The following is a 16,221-nucleotide window of genomic DNA, read 5'->3' on the forward strand; positions in this document are numbered from 1 at the left end:
CTTCCTATATGAACCAGTGGGTTGGTCGTTCGGTCCGGCCGGTCAGACTCCCTCGCCGCATACGCGGACGACCGGTACGCCGAGTCGAGCGGTCGCCTCGGCAGGCGATCCGAACCGCTCGGCAGCGAGGACGACTGGGGCGTCGAACCGGGCGAGACGCGCGACGGCGAGTGCGGCGGTCGTCCGGTCGCCGGCGTACTCGGCGGGACGCGTTCCGGGATCGGCATCACCGGGGAGCGTCTCGACGGTGGCGGCGAAGTCGTCGTACACACACGCGACGAGGTCGCGTCGGATCCGTCGCCGGAGGTTGTCGACGCGATCGCCCAGTCGGAGCCGCCGCTGCCGTCCGTCCCGGGTGGCGCGAGCGGCGCGTTCGGCCCGCCTGAGTCGTTGCTCGGCGGCGATCCGTTCGGTCTCGACCTCCGTGAGCGACCGGACGGCCTCGGCGAGTTCGGTCTCGACGGCCGCCGTGTCCGCACCCACCTCTCGGAGCGCCTCCAGCCGTCCGCGGAGGGTCGCGACCCGTTCGTCGAGTCGCCGTTCCGCCGCCCCCGCGTCGGCGACGCGGCGTTTCGCCGCCGCGCGGTCGACGTCGGCCGTCGCCGCCGACACCTCGGCGAATTTCGCGCGTGCCCGTTCGAGCCGACGTACCGCCGGCACGACGACGCCGCGGGACCGGGCGACGGCGACGAGCGCGTCGTAGAGGTCGAACGACTGCGGCGGGATCCGACAGACGTGTCCGTGGACCATACCGCCGGTACCGCAGTCGACGCGAACCGCCGGTCGCGGGACGGAAACTGGACCGGGGGTCGCCGCCTCGCGGACCGCATCGACGAGTCGTTTGGTCGCGACGTCCATGTCACGGAGATCCACCGCCCGTCCTCGGAACCGGACCCCGTCGACGGTGACCACGACCGTCCCGGGGCGACGCGGTGGTGCCGGGACGCGGGTCGGAACGAAGCTCACAGCTCACGCTCGCGGAGCACCGACGGTGACGGGTGGTCCGTTCCGCGGGCGAACGCGGAGTAGGGCGTACTCGGCGACTCGCGCGCCTCGTACGCTGTCACCGCGTCCCGGATCGGTTCGGGCACGTCGACGAACTCGTTGAGAGGGCGGGTCACCTCCACGTGGACGTCGGCGCCGTGTTTCTCGACCAGGCGGAGCGCGAGGAACGCACCGTGGTGGGTGTCGTCGAAGAGCGCGGCGCGGCCGAACCGCCTGACGACCGTCTCGTCGTGCGTCCGGCAGGCGTTGCGGAGCGAGGTCCGCGCCGCGCGCGAGTGGGTCACCACGAGCAGCACAGCACGGGAACGTCCGGAGCGGGACAAAACTCCCCCGCCGTGGCTCTCAGTCTCGATATCTGGCGCTCAGCCGAGTCGGTCGACGCCGGCGACGACCACGCTCTCGTCGTCGAGCAGGTCGCGGATCCGCGCTTCGGCCTCGTCGGGAGAGGCGGCGACGACCACCAGGCCGTCGACGCGGTCCTCGCCGCTGGCGCGGTAGGCGGCCAGCTCCTCGTCCTCGAAGTCGGTCGCGTACGTCCGGAGGACGTTCACGACCTCCCGTTCGGTCGTCGCCAGGTCGGCCTCGCCCCGCTCGAACGCCCGCAGGGCGTCCTCGACGTTCCGGAGGGCGGAGATGCGGTCCATGCCACGACGTGGTCGGGGAGAAATAAATAGCTCAGTTTCGTTCCCGTCCGCGACCGTTGCGGGCGGTGGTCTCCACGGTATCTGTTTATACGAGTGCACCGGCGACGAACACCACGAGGCCGGCGAGTGCCTGCGTGGTCGCGAACGGGTCCCGTGCGAACGTGAAGTCGTGGAAGTCGCCTTCCATCCGCTTCAGCTGCTGGCGTTCCTCGTACGTCGGGACGTTCATCTTCGCCCACTCCGGGGCGTTCTCCTCGGCCGTTCCGACGTTGTAGACGTACAGCTGTTTCGACCCGATGTCGGTGACGGCCAGCTCCTCCCAGTTCGGAAACGTCTCGCCTCTCCGGCGGACGTTCGCCGGTTCGATGACACCGACGACCCCGTGGTCCGGGCTGCGGAGGCGTGCACGGGCGGGCGCTCCCGCGACGAGGGTGACGAGGTAGTTCGCCGGCGCGACGAACAGGAACCACCCGAGGATGATCGCAGTCAGGATCAGTATCCAGACGCTCTTTAGCAGGGAATCGAGCGGGCGTGCGACGCGGTCGAGGTGCGCCTCCCACCACGAGTCGGTCGGCTTCCTGGCCAGCTCCGCCGCGCTGAACGCGTACATGTGCATCGCGAGCGCGTCCGCACACCCGCCGAAGTAACTGACCGGATCGGCCGACACGAGCGGTAGACTGAGCTGTTCGACGGAGCTCCAGGCCTTGCTGACGAACGCCGTTCCGATCGCGATGAGCGCGCCGTTCGCGAGATACCACGCGACGTAGTCCATTCCGAGCACGTACCTGAACACGGCCCAGTCGAACAGGAGCAGTCCCGGTATCAGTGAGTAGTAGACGACGTACCTGCGGAGTGGGTACTTACGCTTCGATGACACACATTTGATCGTTACAAAATCAGATAAACGTTGCCGCGAGCCACGGCCGTCGACCGCGGATTTCCGTCCACCTGGCCGAGCACCCGACTCAGAACGTTCCATCGGTCGGTTTCGAACGCTTCTCTGCCGGTAGCGATCGAGGAGTCACGAGTGCGGGCCACACGACGGTCGGGGGCGGCGACGGACGACGTCGCTCAGTCCGCGTCGATCATCACTTCGGTCGCCTTGATCACCGCGTCGACCGCGCTGCCGGCCTCGAGACCGAGCCGGTCGGCCGACCCGCTGGTGATGACCGCGGTGACCGTCTCGCCGCCGTCGAGTTCGACGACGACTTCGGCCATCAGCCCACTGGTTTCGACGTGTTGTACGGTGCCGGAGAGCCGGTTGCGAGCGCTGAGACTCATACGCTCGGGGAGACCGTCCACGGAGATAACGATGACGCGACAGGTCGTCGCACGCGGACTGGGCCTCTACCCCGTCGTCCGCAGGTGCCCTTGCCGGGGCTCGTACACCTCGCCCTTGCGGCGGAGTTTCTCGATCTCGCTCTCGGCCTTCGACCGGTCGAGGTCGAGTTCCATCTCGGCCTGGTCGAGCACCTCGTCGATCGGAGCGCCGTCTTCGTACTCCTCTTGGAGGTCCGAGATGAGGCCCCTGATGCTCTTGATCCGGTCGCGCTGGGTCTTCGACCGTCCCGTCTCGATAATGTCCGCGTCGAACTCGCCGGTCTCGGGATCGACGCCGATGGCCTCCAGACAGGAGCGGACGATGCCGATGACGCGTTCGGCGTCCTCGGCCTCGACGGTGTCGGAGTGGCGGACGCGCGCGGAGGCCTCCGCGAGGCGGACGAGCGCCTCGAGTTTCCGGGCCGTCACGGGGACGGGGTCGCCTTCCTCCGAGCCCCGCGCCCGGAGGTCGACGTAGAACTCGCGGATGGCGGCGCGTGCCTCGTCGGTCATCGTCGGGAAGCAGTTGCGTCGGGCGTGGGCGATGTACTTCCGCAGGAGTTCGGCGTCGATCACCGGTTCGACGTCCTCGCTGGCGGCGTCGACCTGCTCCTGTGAGAAGTCCGGGTTCGTCATGTGCGTCCGGTGGGTGTGCAGTTCGCCCGCGTAGTTCGTCTGGAGGATGTGATCGGCGAGATCGGCGTCCTTCTCGGGGTCGGGCTGGTCGGTGATCGTGAAGATGAGGTCGAACCGGGAGATGAGCGCGGGTTCGAGGTCGATCTGTTCGCCGATCGACTCGAACTGGTCGAACCGGCCGTACTTCGGGTTCGCGGCACCCAACAGCGAACAGCGGGACTTGAGCGTGGCGTTGATGCCAGCCTTCGAGACCGAGATCGTCTGCTGTTCGAGCGCCTCGTGCATCGCCGAGCGATCCTCCGGGCGCATCTTGTCCAGCTCGTCGACGGCGGCGATGCCCTTGTCCGCGAGCACGAGCGCGCCGGCCTCGAGCGTCCACTGCTGGCCGTCGCCGAAGTCGTCCCTGACCGCCGCGGCCGTGAGCCCCGCCGAGGACGACCCTTTCCCGGAAGTGTACACCGACCGTGGCGCGATATTTCGAACGTATGACAGGAGTTGGGACTTCCCCGTGCCGGGGTCCCCGATCAGGAGCATGTGCAGGTCGCCGCGGATCCGCGAGCCGTCCTTCAGGCGTTTGGTCACGCCCGAGAAGAGCTGGAGGATCATCGCGAGCTTCTCCTGCTCGTAGCCGTAGATGGAGGGGGCGAGCGAGCCGATCATCTTCTCGTAGATGTCCGGACTGTTCGAGAGTTCGAGGATCTCGAGCACGTCCTCCTCCGTGATCTCCATGTCCTCGAACTCCTCGTCCTCGACGGTGATCGAGACGCCGTCCATGTAGAGGTCGAAGATGGGCGTCTTCTCGTTGTTCGAGGTCTGCTGTTCGATGTGGAGGACGCCGTTGAGCGTGACGTGGTCGCCCGCGGTCACCTTCCCCGTGACGTCGTCTTCGAGGTTGACGTCGATGCTCTGGGGGGTCTCTCCGCCCCTGAGCCCCTCCGGCGACTCCTGGACCCGGATCTTCTGGGAGTCGACGAACTCGCTCTGGTCGAAGTTCACCCTGAACGGCCCCTGCCGCTCGCAGCCCTGACACTCGTGCGGCTCCTGGAACCCGCTGTCCTGCTGGGGGATGTACGTCATCGTTCCGCAGCGCTGGCACTCGAAGGCGGCCTCCGTGATCTTCGGGCGGACGTCCGTGGCCTTGCGGACGATCCCCTGGACCGACACCAGTTTGCCGATGTGGTCGTCGTGGACGCGGATGTTCCGAATGTCGATGGTGTCGGGGATGTTCGTGAGGCGGACGTGCGCTTGCCCGAGGCTCACGTCGGCCGGCAGGTCGTAGAGGCGAAGCGCCTCCTCGGCGTATCGCTGGAACTCGTCGGGCCGGGCGAGGTAGTCGTCCGCGAGGTCGTGGTCGAACGTGGAGAGGTCGTCGTAGTCGACGTGCAGCGAGCGCTGTTCGTTGGGGAATCGCTGGGCGAGCTTCCCGATCGCGTCGCGGTAGTAGTTGCGATAGAACTGGATGAACCGGTCCGTGAGTTCATCGTTCTGCGGGGCCTGAGCCATCGCACATCCATTGTGCGTACTCGACTAAAGAGTCTTGGCAACCGGGGCGGAAGTGGATCGGGTCAGCGGGCGTCGGCGCAGACTACGCGTGTTCGGTCAGGAACTCCCGGACGGATTCGCCACAGCTCGCCGGGTCGTCGAGCCAGGGCAGGTGACCGACGCCGACCTCGTGGAACGCCGCGTCCGGGAGGTACGCCGCACCCCGTCGTCCCTGTTCGACGGTCCCAAACGGGTCGTCACGACCCCAGAGGAGCAACACGGGCGGACGGATTCGCCGCAGGTCGGCGGACGTGAACGCCGCCTCGGGGCGCGCGCCACGGAGCCGGAGCGCGCGTCTGAGGAGGCTCGTCCACGACCGGTGGGCTGTCGGGAGCGTCTCCATCCGGAACACGGCCTCGTCGAACTCGCGAGGGAGTCGCGTGGCGGTCTCGTCCGGGTGGCCCAGGAAGCGCCACGCCTCCCGAGCGTCGGTCGCGTCGTCCGGTTGCATCAGCCGGGCGACGAGGACGCCACCGAGGACCGGCAGCGACATGAGTCGCATCGGGAACGGCGCGCTCGTGTCCGGGAACAACGCCGGACAGCCCAGCAGGACGATCGCCGACACGCGATCGGGGTGTGCGAGCGCGAACCGGAGCGCCCACAGTCCGCCCATCGAGTTCCCGAGTATCGGTGCCGCGTCCAGGTCGAAGTGGTCGAAGAGCGCTCGTGTCGAACTGACCGCGACCGTCTCCAGCGGGAACGCGCGATAGTCGATGCCGTCGCTGAGCCCGCCACCCGGTCGGTCCACGACGAGGAGCCGGTAGTCGATCAGTTCGGGGAGGAGCGGTGCCCAGAGGACGCCGTGGCCGATCCCACCCTGTATCGCGACCAGCGGCGGCCCGGTTTCCGTGCCGGTCTCTACGGCCCGAACACGTCGATCCAGCTCCGGAACGTCGACCGTGTGTTCCGTTCGCTCGAGCCCGTAGTGCTCGTAGACCCGTTTCTCGGCCGCGGCCGCGGCTCGTACTCGGCGGCTGCCCCGTTCGAGCGATTCCGCGGTGTACCGCCCGCCCCCGTTCGACCGCTCTACGTGCTGACCCATGACGTCCCTCCTGCGTACCCTGTGTGACTGTGTGTCATACCAGCATAACGATTCCGTCCGTTCGGCGGGTACCCCACGCTCCGGGTACCGAGAGTGCCGGCAGCGACCCCGTGGTGCTCCAGACGAGCCGTCCGCGGCGCGTGGACACCCCTCTGTACTCTCGACACACTGGTGCGGGCGGAGAGACGCATACGTCCTCTCTCGTGGATACCGTCCTCGTCTCGTGGCGGGGCCGAATGCCGGGGTGGAACAGAGGAGGTCGACTCGGGAGCGGGCATCGACACCCGGCGACGTCCCCGAGACCGACACCGACATCGTCGTCATGGCCGATCACCCTGCCAGGGTCGTCGACGTCGACGACACTCCCGCGAGATCCGTTCTCGGCGGTCGGGCACGGCCGTCACACCACCGCTGGATACTTGTTGTAGTGTGTTTATTGTACAATATGAACAATTTTACTGAACCGGTCGAGATCGCGTTTCTGGACGCCTCGGTGGGAGAGACGCCCGCCGAACGGAACGTCAGACGCGAACTCGACGCCGACGTGCGAGCGTACAAGGTGAGCGAAGGTGAGTTCCCACCCCACGTCGACGCGGACGAGTTCGGGTTCGACGCCGTCGTCGTCTCGGGGTCGCAGGCGTCCGTGTACGACGACGAGCCGTGGATCGCGGAGACCGAGGCGTGGGTCCGCGAGGCGGTCGAGACGGGGCTTCCGGTGCTGGGCGTCTGCTGGGGCCACCAGTTGCTCGCGCAGGCGATCGGGGGTGACGTGGACCCGATGGGGACGTACGAACTCGGCTACGAGACGATCGAACTGCTCCCCGCGGCCGAGCACGACCCCCTGTTCGACGGCGTGGACGGGTCGTTCGTCGCCTTCGAGACGCACGCCGACGAGGTGACACGACTCCCCGGCGACGTGTCGATCCTCGCGGAGACGGATCGGGCGCTACAGGCGTTCCGCGTCGAGAACGCGTGGGGCGTGCAGTTCCACCCGGAGTACGACCTCGACACCGCCCGGTGGGTGACCGAGAACAAGCGCGGGTGGCTCGACGACGCGACGGTCGACGCCGTCCTAGAGACCGTCACCCCCGAGCGCCACGCGGCGACAGCCGACGCCACCCGCGTGTTCGAGAACTTCCTCGCGTTCGCCGCGCGGACACCCGCTCCGCTCGGGTGGTAGGCTCACGTATCTGGCGGTATATTTGTCGCTATAATGTACAATACACACAAAACTATTAAGCCGGTCGACGACCAACCTGGCAGTGTATGTCAGATGCAGTATCACGGGCCACGGACGTCCCGATTCACGTCGAGTCGGTCGCCCAGTTCGAGGAGTTTACCGGACAGGACGGCGTCGTAGTCGTCGACTTCTACGCCGACTGGTGCGGTCCCTGTACGATGCTCGAACCCGCGATGGAGGCGATCGCAGCCGAGACGAACGCGACCGTCGTGAAAGTCGACGTCGACGCCCACGGCGAACTCGCCGCGGCGTTCGGCGTCCAGGGCGTGCCGAACCTCGTCTTCTTCCGCGACGGGGAGCCGAAAAAGCGCGCTGTCGGCGTCCAGGGCCGCGACGCGCTCGTCTCGGTCGTCGAGTCGCTGTCCGCCTGATCGATCGATCGAACGGGCGGATCCTCCTGACCGCCACTCTCCAGTGTTTCCTGTCTCCTCGATATTGTATACTCGTCACAATCTATTTGCCGAACCGACGAGTACAGTCACGTATGGACCCGATCGTCATCGTCGGTGGCGACGCCGCGGGGATGAGCGCGGCCAGCAAGCTCAAACGCGAGCGGCCCGAGCGCGAGGTGATCGTCTTCGAGAAGGGCGCGTACGTCTCGTACGCCGCCTGCGGGATGCCGTACTTCGTGAAGGGTGCGGTCGACTCGCTCGACGACCTCGTCACGATCACGCCCGAGGCGTTCGTCGAGGAGCGCGGCATCGACCTGCGACTCCACCACGAGGTCGTGGGGATCGATCCGGAGGAACACGCGGTCGTCGTCGAGGGCCCAGACGGCCGGACCACACAGTCGTACGACCAGTTGCTCGTCGCGACGGGCGCGCACGCCGTCGTGCCACCGTTCGACGGGATGGACCTCGACGGCGTGTTCACGATGCACTCGCTGCCCGAGGCCGACGCCGTCCGCGACTACCTCGCGTCAGCGGAGCCGGAGTCGGTGGCGGTCGTCGGCGGCGGCTACGTCGGGATCGAGATGGCCGAGGCCTTCCACGCACACGACGTCGAGGTCCACCTCTTCGAGATGCTCCCGCACGTCATGGCCCCGTTCGGCGAGACGGTCGCCGACCACGTCGAGGAACACCTCCGCGAGCAGGGCGTCGACCTCCACCTGAACACCGCGGTCGAGCGGTTCGTCGGCGACGACCGCGTCGCGGGCGTCGACGTCGGCGACAGGGTGTTCGACGCCGACCTCGCGCTCGTCGGCGTCGGCGTCGCGCCGAACACGGACCTCGCCGAGTCCGCCGGTATCGAACTGGGTGAGACGGGTGCCATCGCGACCGACGCGTACGGGCGGACCTCTCGGTCAGGGGTGTTCGCGGCGGGCGACTGCGCCGAGGCGCGCCACGTCGTCACGGGCGAGCCCGACCACGTCCCGCTCGCGCTCACGGCGAACCGGGCAGGCCGCGCCATCGGACAGACGATGGCCGGTGACGAGACGCCCGTGGGCGACATCGCGGGCACGGCCGTCGTGAAGGCGTTCGACCTGACGGCGGCGCGGACGGGCGTGATCGACGAGGAGCGCGCCCGCGAGGCGGGGTTCGACCCCGTGTCGGTCACGATCACGGCGTCGTCGCGAGCGCACTACTACCCCGGCGCGGAGGAGCTCACGATAACGCTGCTCGGCGACCGCGACACGGGGCGCGTCCTCGGGGCGACGATGGTCGGTCGCGAGGGCGTCGCGAAGCGGATCGACACCGTCGCCGTGGCACTCCACGAGGGAGCCACTGCGGAGCAACTGTCGTACTACGACCTCGCGTACGCACCGCCGTACAGTCCGGTGTGGGATCCCGTGTTGACCGCCGCGAAGGTGCTCGACGGGAACGTCGGGTGACGCGACCGCGAGTCCCGCGGGCCGGGAGGGCCGGGAGGGCGCGGGGAGCGGCTTTCACGTCCGGTCGTCGGTGGGGATGGTGGACCGAAGTGGACGGTGTGGAGCGGCTCGAAGCGTGGTCGGTGGAGGGCCGAAGTGTATCGCGGGCTCCCGTCAGCCGGAACCGAACCGCGAGCGGAGCGTCCAGACCGCGAGGACGACCCCTCCGACGAAGAGGAGCTGGGCGGTCAGCGGTGCCGCCCCGACGTCGTCGCCCATCGCCCGGACGCCGTCGTCGACCGCCGTCTCCCGCGCCCCGGGGAGGTAGTCGGGGACCGGCGGTGCCTGCGACGTCCCGACGTACGTCGCCAGCCACTCGTCGTGCGGGTCACCGGCGGCGTCCGCGACGAAGCTCGCGAACGCCGTCCGGTCGACTTCGCGGTCGTGGGCGTTCATCGCCGCGACGACCGCACGCAGGGTCCGGTCGCCGTCGCTCGCCTCGCGGATCTCGGCGTCGAGCGCGGCGAGCACCCGCATTCCCTTGAAGTAGCTCGCGTCGTCGTCGACGCTCTCCGTCTCGGCCAGCACGGCGTCGCGCTCCTCGTCGGTCCGGACATGGTCGTAGAACGCCTCCCGGGAGACGTGGCCACCCTCGTACGCGAGCCACGCGGCGTAGTACTCCGCACTGGCGTCGTCGAACCACGCCATGCCCGGTGCGGTCTCGTACGACTGCCGGCTGTGGACGTACTCGTGGAACCACGCGTTGTCGGGCGTGTCGAGCGGCTCGTCGGCGGCGACGTACACGTCCTGCCGCCCGTCGACCTCGGCGCGGGAGAGCCGTCCCGACGCGTCGATGGGGTCGGGGGCGACGAAGACGGTCAGTCGCTCGTTGCGCGCGCCGACTCGCAGGTCGTCCGAGGCCGTCGCGAGCGCGGCGAGCACGGCCCGCGGCGACTCCGCCATCTCCGTCGCCTGCGGGACGACCAGCCTGATCGTCTCGCCGTCGACCGTCCGCGAGTAGGTTTCGGACGGGCCGAGGTACGCGTAGCCGGGACCGACGACCCCCTCGCCGGCGGCGTGGCCGCGCTCGACGACCACCGGTTCGGGGGTGTCATCTACCCGTTCGTACCGCCACTCGACGTCCGCCGTCCGCCAGTTGAACAGCGCCCACTCGCCGGTGCTCGCCGCCTCGCGCGTCCCGTCGTCGGTCCGGTCGACGTTCACGACGTAGCTGACCGTCGGCCGGTCGGTGTCGGCGTCCGAGCGGTCCCAGATCCACGCCGTCTCGCCGTCGTCGCCGGTCCGCTCGTAGCCGTCCGTCTCGACGACCGTCGCGTTCTCGGGCACCTGGATCGCGACGCTCGTGACGTGCTCGGGCGCGGTCGTCTCGACCGTCACGCGCACGTCTCCCGGTCGATCGGGCAGCCGCTCGAACGTGTGGTCGAACGTCAGCGCACCGGTCGTGCGGTTCGCCGTCGTGGCGGGGTCTACGCCCCCTGCTGCCGACGTCTCGTCGGTCGCTGCCGCGCTCGCGGGGAGCGGGATCGCGGACGTCACGGCCAGCAGTGCCAGCCCGCCGACGAGCAGCGTCTCCCGAGCGTCTCCGCCGACGGTTTCGCTCGCCACGTCGCGGAGCCGAGCGATCATTCGCGGTCACCCCCCAGGACACCGCCGCGGCCGAACGCCTCACAACAGAGCCCGCCGACGAAGCCGACGGCGACGAGGACGAACAGGACGGTGAGCACGGGGAACCCGCCCACCAGCGCCCCCACGAGGCACACGCCGCTCGTGAGGCCGCCGCCGAGCGTCCGCAGTCGGCTGCCGAGAACGTCGGTGCGCGACCGGGATCCGTCGGCGCTCCAGTCCGCGTCGCCTCCGACGTCGACCCCGGCGTCGACCGCGGCAGCACTCTCGGCGTCGCTTGGTTCGTCCGTCGTGTCCGCCGTCGCCTCGGCCGACTGGGTGGCGGCCGTCTTTGTCGCCCCGGTCGACGTCGTCCCCGTTTCGTCGGCCGGTTCTCTCGACTCGGCGGTCGCCGTGTGCGTCGCGCCCGTCTCCGGTTCGTCCGCCGTCGGCTCGGCCGCCGTCGACTCGTCGACCGCTCTCTCGTCTGTGGTCCGCGTATCGTTCATCTCCGGGACCTCGTCCGGGAGTACGTCGTCGGTGTAGCCGGCAGCGTCCCACTCGCGGGCGAGTGTGAGTTTGCGGTCGGCCGGGAGGTACTCGTACTCCGGCGGGAGCGACTCGACGAACGCCAGCCGACGGAACAGCCCGTGGCCGGTCGTGTTCTGGATGCCCAGCCCCGGCCGGACGTTCACCTCGAGCACCTTCGGCACGTTCCCTTCCCCGAGCACGACATCGACGCCGGTGTAGCCGAGGCCGGAGACCGCGGCCGCCTCGACTGCCGTCTCGAGCACCGCGTCCCAGTTCGGCATCCGGAAGTCGGTCAACGACGCGCCCGTGTCCGGATGGGCGTCGAGGTCGCGATCCCGCGACTGCTGGTACGCGCCAAGCGGCGTCCCGTCGGCGACCGAGAGGCCGACGCCGACCGCGCCGAGGTGGAGGTTGGCAGCCCCGCCCGACTCTTCCGTCGGCAGGCGCGTCATCGCCATCACCGGGTAGCCCTGGAAGACGATGACCCGGACGTCGGCGACGCCGTCGCCGTGGAGGTCGCGCATGAACTCCGCAGGGCGGAGCTTCTCCTCGACGATCGCTTTCCCCTCGGATTCGAGGCCGCTGTACTGACCGTCGACGATGCGTCTGGCGTGGTCGACGAGCTCCCGTGCGGTCATCGACCCCTGCGACGTGTCGTAGCTGTCGCCGTCGCACCCGGAGACGACCACGATGCCCTCGCCGCCGTACCCCTTGCTCGGCTTGATCACGAACTCGTCTCGCTCCTCGACCACACGGCGTACGGCGTCGAGATCGGCGGTGTCGTCGACGACCGCGTACGTCCGCGGGGAGTCGACACCGACGCCCGTGAGCCGGCGGTTGACGTGTGCCTTCTCGTCGGCCGCGGGGCGGAGGTGAGGCGGGTTGTACGTCTCGATGTACCTGTTGCGACGCTTCATCCCGAGCACCTCCGATGCCGATATCTCGGGCTCGTCCACCTCGCGCCCGGCCAGCCGGGCGAGGCTGCGGGTGAGCCGACCGGCGCGGAGGCGGCACCGCGTCGCCGCGACCGACAGCGGCCCGAGCGACCCGTCGAAGTGGCCGCCGAAGCGACGGTACTCGGAGAGCCGGAAGCTGGGGCGCGAGCCGAGGTACGCGACCGCCAGGAGGGTGACGCCCCACGCGACCGGCGTCGTGACGAACCAGTCGACGAGCGCCTCGTTGGCGATGACTGCGTACGCGAGCACGACCGCCACGAGCGTTCCCAGCAGGCGTTTCGCCGGGACGGTCCAGCCACGTTCTTCGACCTCCGTGGCCGCCCGGTCGGCGTACCATGCGCTGATGATCGTCGGGAAGAACACCGAGCCGGAGCCGTCGAACGCCGGCAGCAGACCCTGCCCGGCGGCCGCGAACGCCAGCGCGGTCGCAATGCCGGCGACCGACAGCAGCACGGCCACCCGTGGAGCCGTCCCGAGTTTCAGCGGGTCGAGCGCGCGATGGCTCACCAGCGTCACCACCAGCACGTTCACGAACAGGACCAGGCCCCAGAACGGACCGGCACCGAGCATGATGAACGCGATGACGACCGGCGCGAACAGGCCGTACGTCCGGAGACCGACCTCGTTCCTGAGCACGGCCATCACGGCTCCCGCGAGGACGATCTGGAAGAAGATCCGCGAGCCGTCGAGCGCCGTCGTGAGACCGACCGTCTGTCCGATCAACACACCCGCTGCGGTGAGGAACGCCGCGAGGGCAGCGAGCGGGCCGAACGTCTCCACCTGCCGGTCGAGCCACCCGCGTGCGGCGGTCAGCCACTCGCCGTCGTCCGTCTCCGCTTCGCCGCCGTCGGTCTCCGCTTCGCCGTCGTCCGTCTCTGCGTCCCGTGTGGGGCTGTACTCGGTTCGTCCACCGTCGTCGTGGGCCATACTCGAGCGTCCGCCCGAGATAAAAAGGGGTCTCTCGCAAACGCGTCCAAAGGGTGGGGGGTGGCCACCCCTTGGAGCACCTCGGCCCGGCCGACTGTCTCCGAACCCGACATCCGGAACACATTATACGACAGACTCCAACCCGGCGGTGAGTAGTCCCCATGCGCGCACTGCCTGTCCTCCTGGTCGTGGCGTTCCTCCTCTCCACGCCCGGTCTCGCGGTCGTCGCGGCCGACTCCCCGGTCGACTCCGCCGACGACACGGTTTCGTCGGAGACCGACCACCCCACGTTCTCCGCCCAGGAAGAGGATGGGTCGACCGCGACGCCGACTCCCACCCCGACCGCGACACCGACGCCGACCGCGACGCCTGACTCGGATTCGGATTCGGACTCGGACTCGGAGACGACGTCGGACGGCGATTCGTCGGATGGATCCGCGACGCCGACTGGTTCGGAGGAGACCGAGACGGAGACTGAGGCGTCGGAGGAGACCGAGACGGAGACTGAGGCGTCGGAGGAGACCGAGACGGAGACTGAGGCGTCGGAGGAGACCGAGACGGAGACTGAGGCGTCGGAGGAGACCGAACCCGAGACCGAGACGTCGGAGGAGACGGAGACCGAGACGTCGGAGGAGACGGAGACGGCTTCGGAGGAGACCGAACCCGAGACCGAGACATCCGAAGACGACGGTGAGAGCGAGACGTCGGAAGAGACAGAGACGACAGAGGGAGAGGCCGAGGACGCGGACGATGCTGAGGACGCCGACGAGGCCGAGGAGACGGAGACGTCGAACGACATCGCGGCGGGTGCGGATGGAGCGGGCGACGCCGATCCGTCGTCGGACTCGGGTTCGGAGTCGGACGCCGACTCGAGTATGGATTCGGACTCCCCCACCGGATTCGGCCCGTCGGCCGGTGCGGGCGTCGCGGTCGGTGCGGGCGCGCTCGCCGCCGGCGCGGTCGCACATCGCGTCCTTCTCTCGGGGTCGACCAGTGGGACCGCCGCGGCGACGAACGTCGCCTCGACGGCCGCGACCACGACACCACGTGGGTTCGCACAGCTGGTCGTCTCCGCGGCCTCGGACCTCGTCCACCGGGTGCACACGACGCTCGCCGACTGGTACGGCCGGCTCCTCGGCGCGGCCGGCTACACGAAGTGGGCCGGCGACGAACCGCTGGAGCACGACACCCGGGCGGAGCTGTACGACCACCTTCGGGCCGAGCCGGGTACGTACCTCTCGGCGCTCGACGACGCGCCGGCCGTCGACGCCTCGCTCGGCACGGTCCGCTACCACCTGAAGATCCTCGAACGCGAGGGGCTGATCACCTCCGAGAAGGTGCGTGGCAAACGGCGATTCTACCCCGTCGGGACGTCGCCCGACGCGCTCGACGTCGCGCTGGAGCACGAGTCGACCCGTGCGATCCTCGGTGCGCTCACGGAGTCGCCCGACAGCGTCTCCGGACTCGCCGACCGGGTCGACCGCGACCCGAGCACGGTCTCACACCACCTCTCTCGACTGGAGGAGGACGGCCTCGTCGAGCGGGAGCGAGACGGCCAGGCGATGATCAACCGCCTCACGCCGGGAGCCGAGACGGTGCTCACACGAGGACCGTTCGCCGGGGCCGAGCAGACCGACGCCGAGCGGTCCGCAGCCGACGACTGAGCGGTTCGTCACTGGACGCGGCGCTCGCTTCCCGGACCGTGAGCGGGTGTTCGAACCGGGTGATGCGCCCGATCTGACGACGATTCGCGGCACCGACCCCGTCACCGATCGCGGACGCAGGTGCAAGCACAACCCTCTGGCCTCGCGTGTCCCTACTCGAGACACACGATGAGTGACAGCCAAGCGGACCCACAGCCGACCCGAACGACGGCGTTCGTCGAGCGAACGATCAAACAGCCGGTGAAGGAGGCCGTGAGAGAGGCGCTGGCGGAACACGACGCGGACCGAACGGCCGACCGGCCGGAGGCGGACGACGGGTCGGGTGCGACCTCCGACTCGGAGGAGTCGACTGCGACCGACGCGGACGACGACGCGGGGTCCCGTGACTCGAGTACTGTCCGGCTCCTCCTGCTCGCCGGTGCCCTCGGCGGTGCCGCGTACGCCGTCGTCCGGCGTCGCGGGAGTGAGGACGACGGTAGCGCGGAGACCGAATCGTCGTCGGGAACCGCCGGCGACACGGACGAGACGGCTACCGACGACGAACCGGACGACGCCGACGAGGCCGACGACGCCGACAGCTCGTCACGACGGGACGTCGACGCCGACAGTGACGGCCAGATCCCAGACGGTGACCGGCCCACGGCCCCGGCCGAGGACGCCACGGCGAACTGACGGCGAGCAGCCGATCCGTCGACCACCTGGTCGACGTCGCCAGGCGCGATATTCTCCGACGCCCGTCCCATGACCGAGTGACGACGCCGAGCGAGCAGCCGGTGTTCCCGTCCACGTCCGCCCGCCACGCTCACGGTTCGACGCTCTCTCTGGGCCGACCCAGATCGCTCTCCGCCGTTTCGGCGACGTGGCGTGGCCCGTTGAGGACGACTGTCGGCGGAAAAACGCGGTACGGTCTCGTCCCGGCTACAGGAGGAGCGAGACGACCGCCAGGACGAGGAACACGACGACGAGTATCTTGGCGATGCTCATAGTGATCCCGGCGATGCCACGGAACCCCGCGATGGCGGCGATCACCGCGACGATGAAGAACGTGATGGCCCAGCCGAGGAAGTCGCCCGAGAACTGCAAGGGCACCAGTCCGACACCGGTCGGCGTCATCTCTCACCCCGCCGTGGCTCCGTTTCGTCTCTCCGCGCCCGCCTGCGCTGTCGCTCGGTCGCCCATCTCTCGTCGTGTCGGTTCACGTGCTCGGTACGACTGCTCGATGTCGTTCGTCTCGGTTGCATCACTCGTACGAACACCGGTCACGACCCAGGCCCTTCTGCT

15 protein-coding genes are annotated in these 16,221 nt (G+C 69.0%); 5 read left to right on the forward strand and 10 right to left on the reverse strand.

Annotated elements, in window-relative coordinates; translation table 11 throughout:
• Positions 1 to 42: 42 nt before the first annotated feature.
• From FZP69_RS01705 to FZP69_RS01735, 7 genes are all read right to left on the reverse strand, one after another.
• Complete coding sequence (locus FZP69_RS01705) at positions 43 to 873, reverse strand: DUF7856 family protein (protein WP_152039664.1); 831 nt, start codon at positions 871 to 873, stop codon at positions 43 to 45.
• 89 nt (positions 874 to 962) lie between these two features.
• Positions 963 to 1,301, reverse strand: a complete 339-nt coding sequence (locus FZP69_RS01710; RefSeq protein ID WP_152039665.1) for a DUF7855 family protein — start codon at positions 1,299 to 1,301, stop codon at positions 963 to 965.
• Positions 1,302 to 1,367: 66 nt separating this feature from the next.
• On the reverse strand, positions 1,368 to 1,649 hold the full coding sequence (locus tag FZP69_RS01715; RefSeq protein WP_152039666.1) for a DUF7854 family protein: 282 nt from the start codon (positions 1,647 to 1,649) through the stop codon (positions 1,368 to 1,370).
• 85 nt (positions 1,650 to 1,734) lie between these two features.
• Positions 1,735 to 2,526 carry a hypothetical protein gene (locus tag FZP69_RS01720; protein WP_152039667.1) on the reverse strand — a complete coding sequence of 264 codons (792 nt, stop codon included), beginning with the start codon at positions 2,524 to 2,526 and terminating at the stop codon, positions 1,735 to 1,737.
• Positions 2,527 to 2,720: 194 nt separating this feature from the next.
• Complete coding sequence (locus tag FZP69_RS01725) at positions 2,721 to 2,930, reverse strand: TOBE domain-containing protein (RefSeq protein ID WP_152039668.1); 210 nt, start codon at positions 2,928 to 2,930, stop codon at positions 2,721 to 2,723.
• Positions 2,931 to 2,996: 66 nt separating this feature from the next.
• Positions 2,997 to 5,108 (reverse strand): minichromosome maintenance protein MCM, encoded by a 2,112-nt coding sequence (locus tag FZP69_RS01730; RefSeq protein ID WP_152039669.1) that lies wholly within the window; start codon positions 5,106 to 5,108, stop codon positions 2,997 to 2,999.
• Between the two features lie 82 nt (positions 5,109 to 5,190).
• A complete protein-coding gene (locus FZP69_RS01735) occupies positions 5,191 to 6,189 on the reverse strand; it encodes an alpha/beta fold hydrolase (RefSeq protein ID WP_192918419.1) in 999 nt (332 codons plus the stop codon).
• 445 nt (positions 6,190 to 6,634) lie between these two features.
• On the opposite strand from FZP69_RS01735, the gene FZP69_RS01740 reads away from it, so the two are divergent.
• The 3 genes from FZP69_RS01740 to FZP69_RS01750 all read left to right on the forward strand — a co-directional run bounded on the left by FZP69_RS01740 (position 6,635) and on the right by FZP69_RS01750 (position 9,260).
• The gene (locus FZP69_RS01740; RefSeq protein ID WP_152039671.1) at positions 6,635 to 7,369 is read left to right on the forward strand and encodes a type 1 glutamine amidotransferase; all 735 of its coding nucleotides are present in this window, start codon (positions 6,635 to 6,637) and stop codon (positions 7,367 to 7,369) included.
• 86 nt (positions 7,370 to 7,455) lie between these two features.
• Positions 7,456 to 7,800, forward strand: coding sequence for a thioredoxin (gene trxA / locus FZP69_RS01745; protein WP_152039672.1), 345 nt, complete (start codon positions 7,456 to 7,458; stop codon positions 7,798 to 7,800).
• 113 nt (positions 7,801 to 7,913) lie between these two features.
• Positions 7,914 to 9,260 (forward strand): FAD-dependent oxidoreductase, encoded by a 1,347-nt coding sequence (locus tag FZP69_RS01750; protein ID WP_152039673.1) that lies wholly within the window; start codon positions 7,914 to 7,916, stop codon positions 9,258 to 9,260.
• Positions 9,261 to 9,413: 153 nt separating this feature from the next.
• Here FZP69_RS01750 and FZP69_RS01755 read toward each other — a convergent pair whose 3' ends face one another.
• A complete protein-coding gene (locus tag FZP69_RS01755; protein ID WP_152039674.1) occupies positions 9,414 to 10,886 on the reverse strand; it encodes a hypothetical protein in 1,473 nt (490 codons plus the stop codon).
• Entirely contained in the window at positions 10,883 to 13,276 is a 2,394-nt protein-coding gene (locus FZP69_RS01760; protein ID WP_152039675.1) for a sugar-transfer associated ATP-grasp domain-containing protein, read from the reverse strand. Before FZP69_RS01760 ends, FZP69_RS01755 begins: the two co-directional genes overlap by 4 nt.
• Positions 13,277 to 13,437: 161 nt before the next feature.
• Between FZP69_RS01760 and FZP69_RS01765 the strand changes: the two genes are divergently transcribed.
• Both FZP69_RS01765 and FZP69_RS01770 read left to right on the forward strand, forming a co-directional pair.
• On the forward strand, positions 13,438 to 14,940 hold the full coding sequence (locus tag FZP69_RS01765; RefSeq protein WP_152039676.1) for a winged helix-turn-helix transcriptional regulator: 1,503 nt from the start codon (positions 13,438 to 13,440) through the stop codon (positions 14,938 to 14,940).
• Positions 14,941 to 15,108: 168 nt separating this feature from the next.
• Positions 15,109 to 15,612, forward strand: a complete 504-nt coding sequence (locus FZP69_RS01770; protein ID WP_152039677.1) for a hypothetical protein — start codon at positions 15,109 to 15,111, stop codon at positions 15,610 to 15,612.
• A gap of 246 nt (positions 15,613 to 15,858) precedes the next feature.
• Here FZP69_RS01770 and FZP69_RS01775 read toward each other — a convergent pair whose 3' ends face one another.
• Positions 15,859 to 16,053, reverse strand: a complete 195-nt coding sequence (locus FZP69_RS01775) for a DUF1328 domain-containing protein (RefSeq protein ID WP_152039678.1) — start codon at positions 16,051 to 16,053, stop codon at positions 15,859 to 15,861.
• Positions 16,054 to 16,221: the final 168 nt, after the last annotated feature.

Source organism: Salinigranum salinum (genome assembly GCF_009176545.1).
In the GTDB taxonomy this organism is placed as follows: Archaea; Halobacteriota; Halobacteria; order Halobacteriales; family Haloferacaceae; genus Salinigranum; species Salinigranum salinum.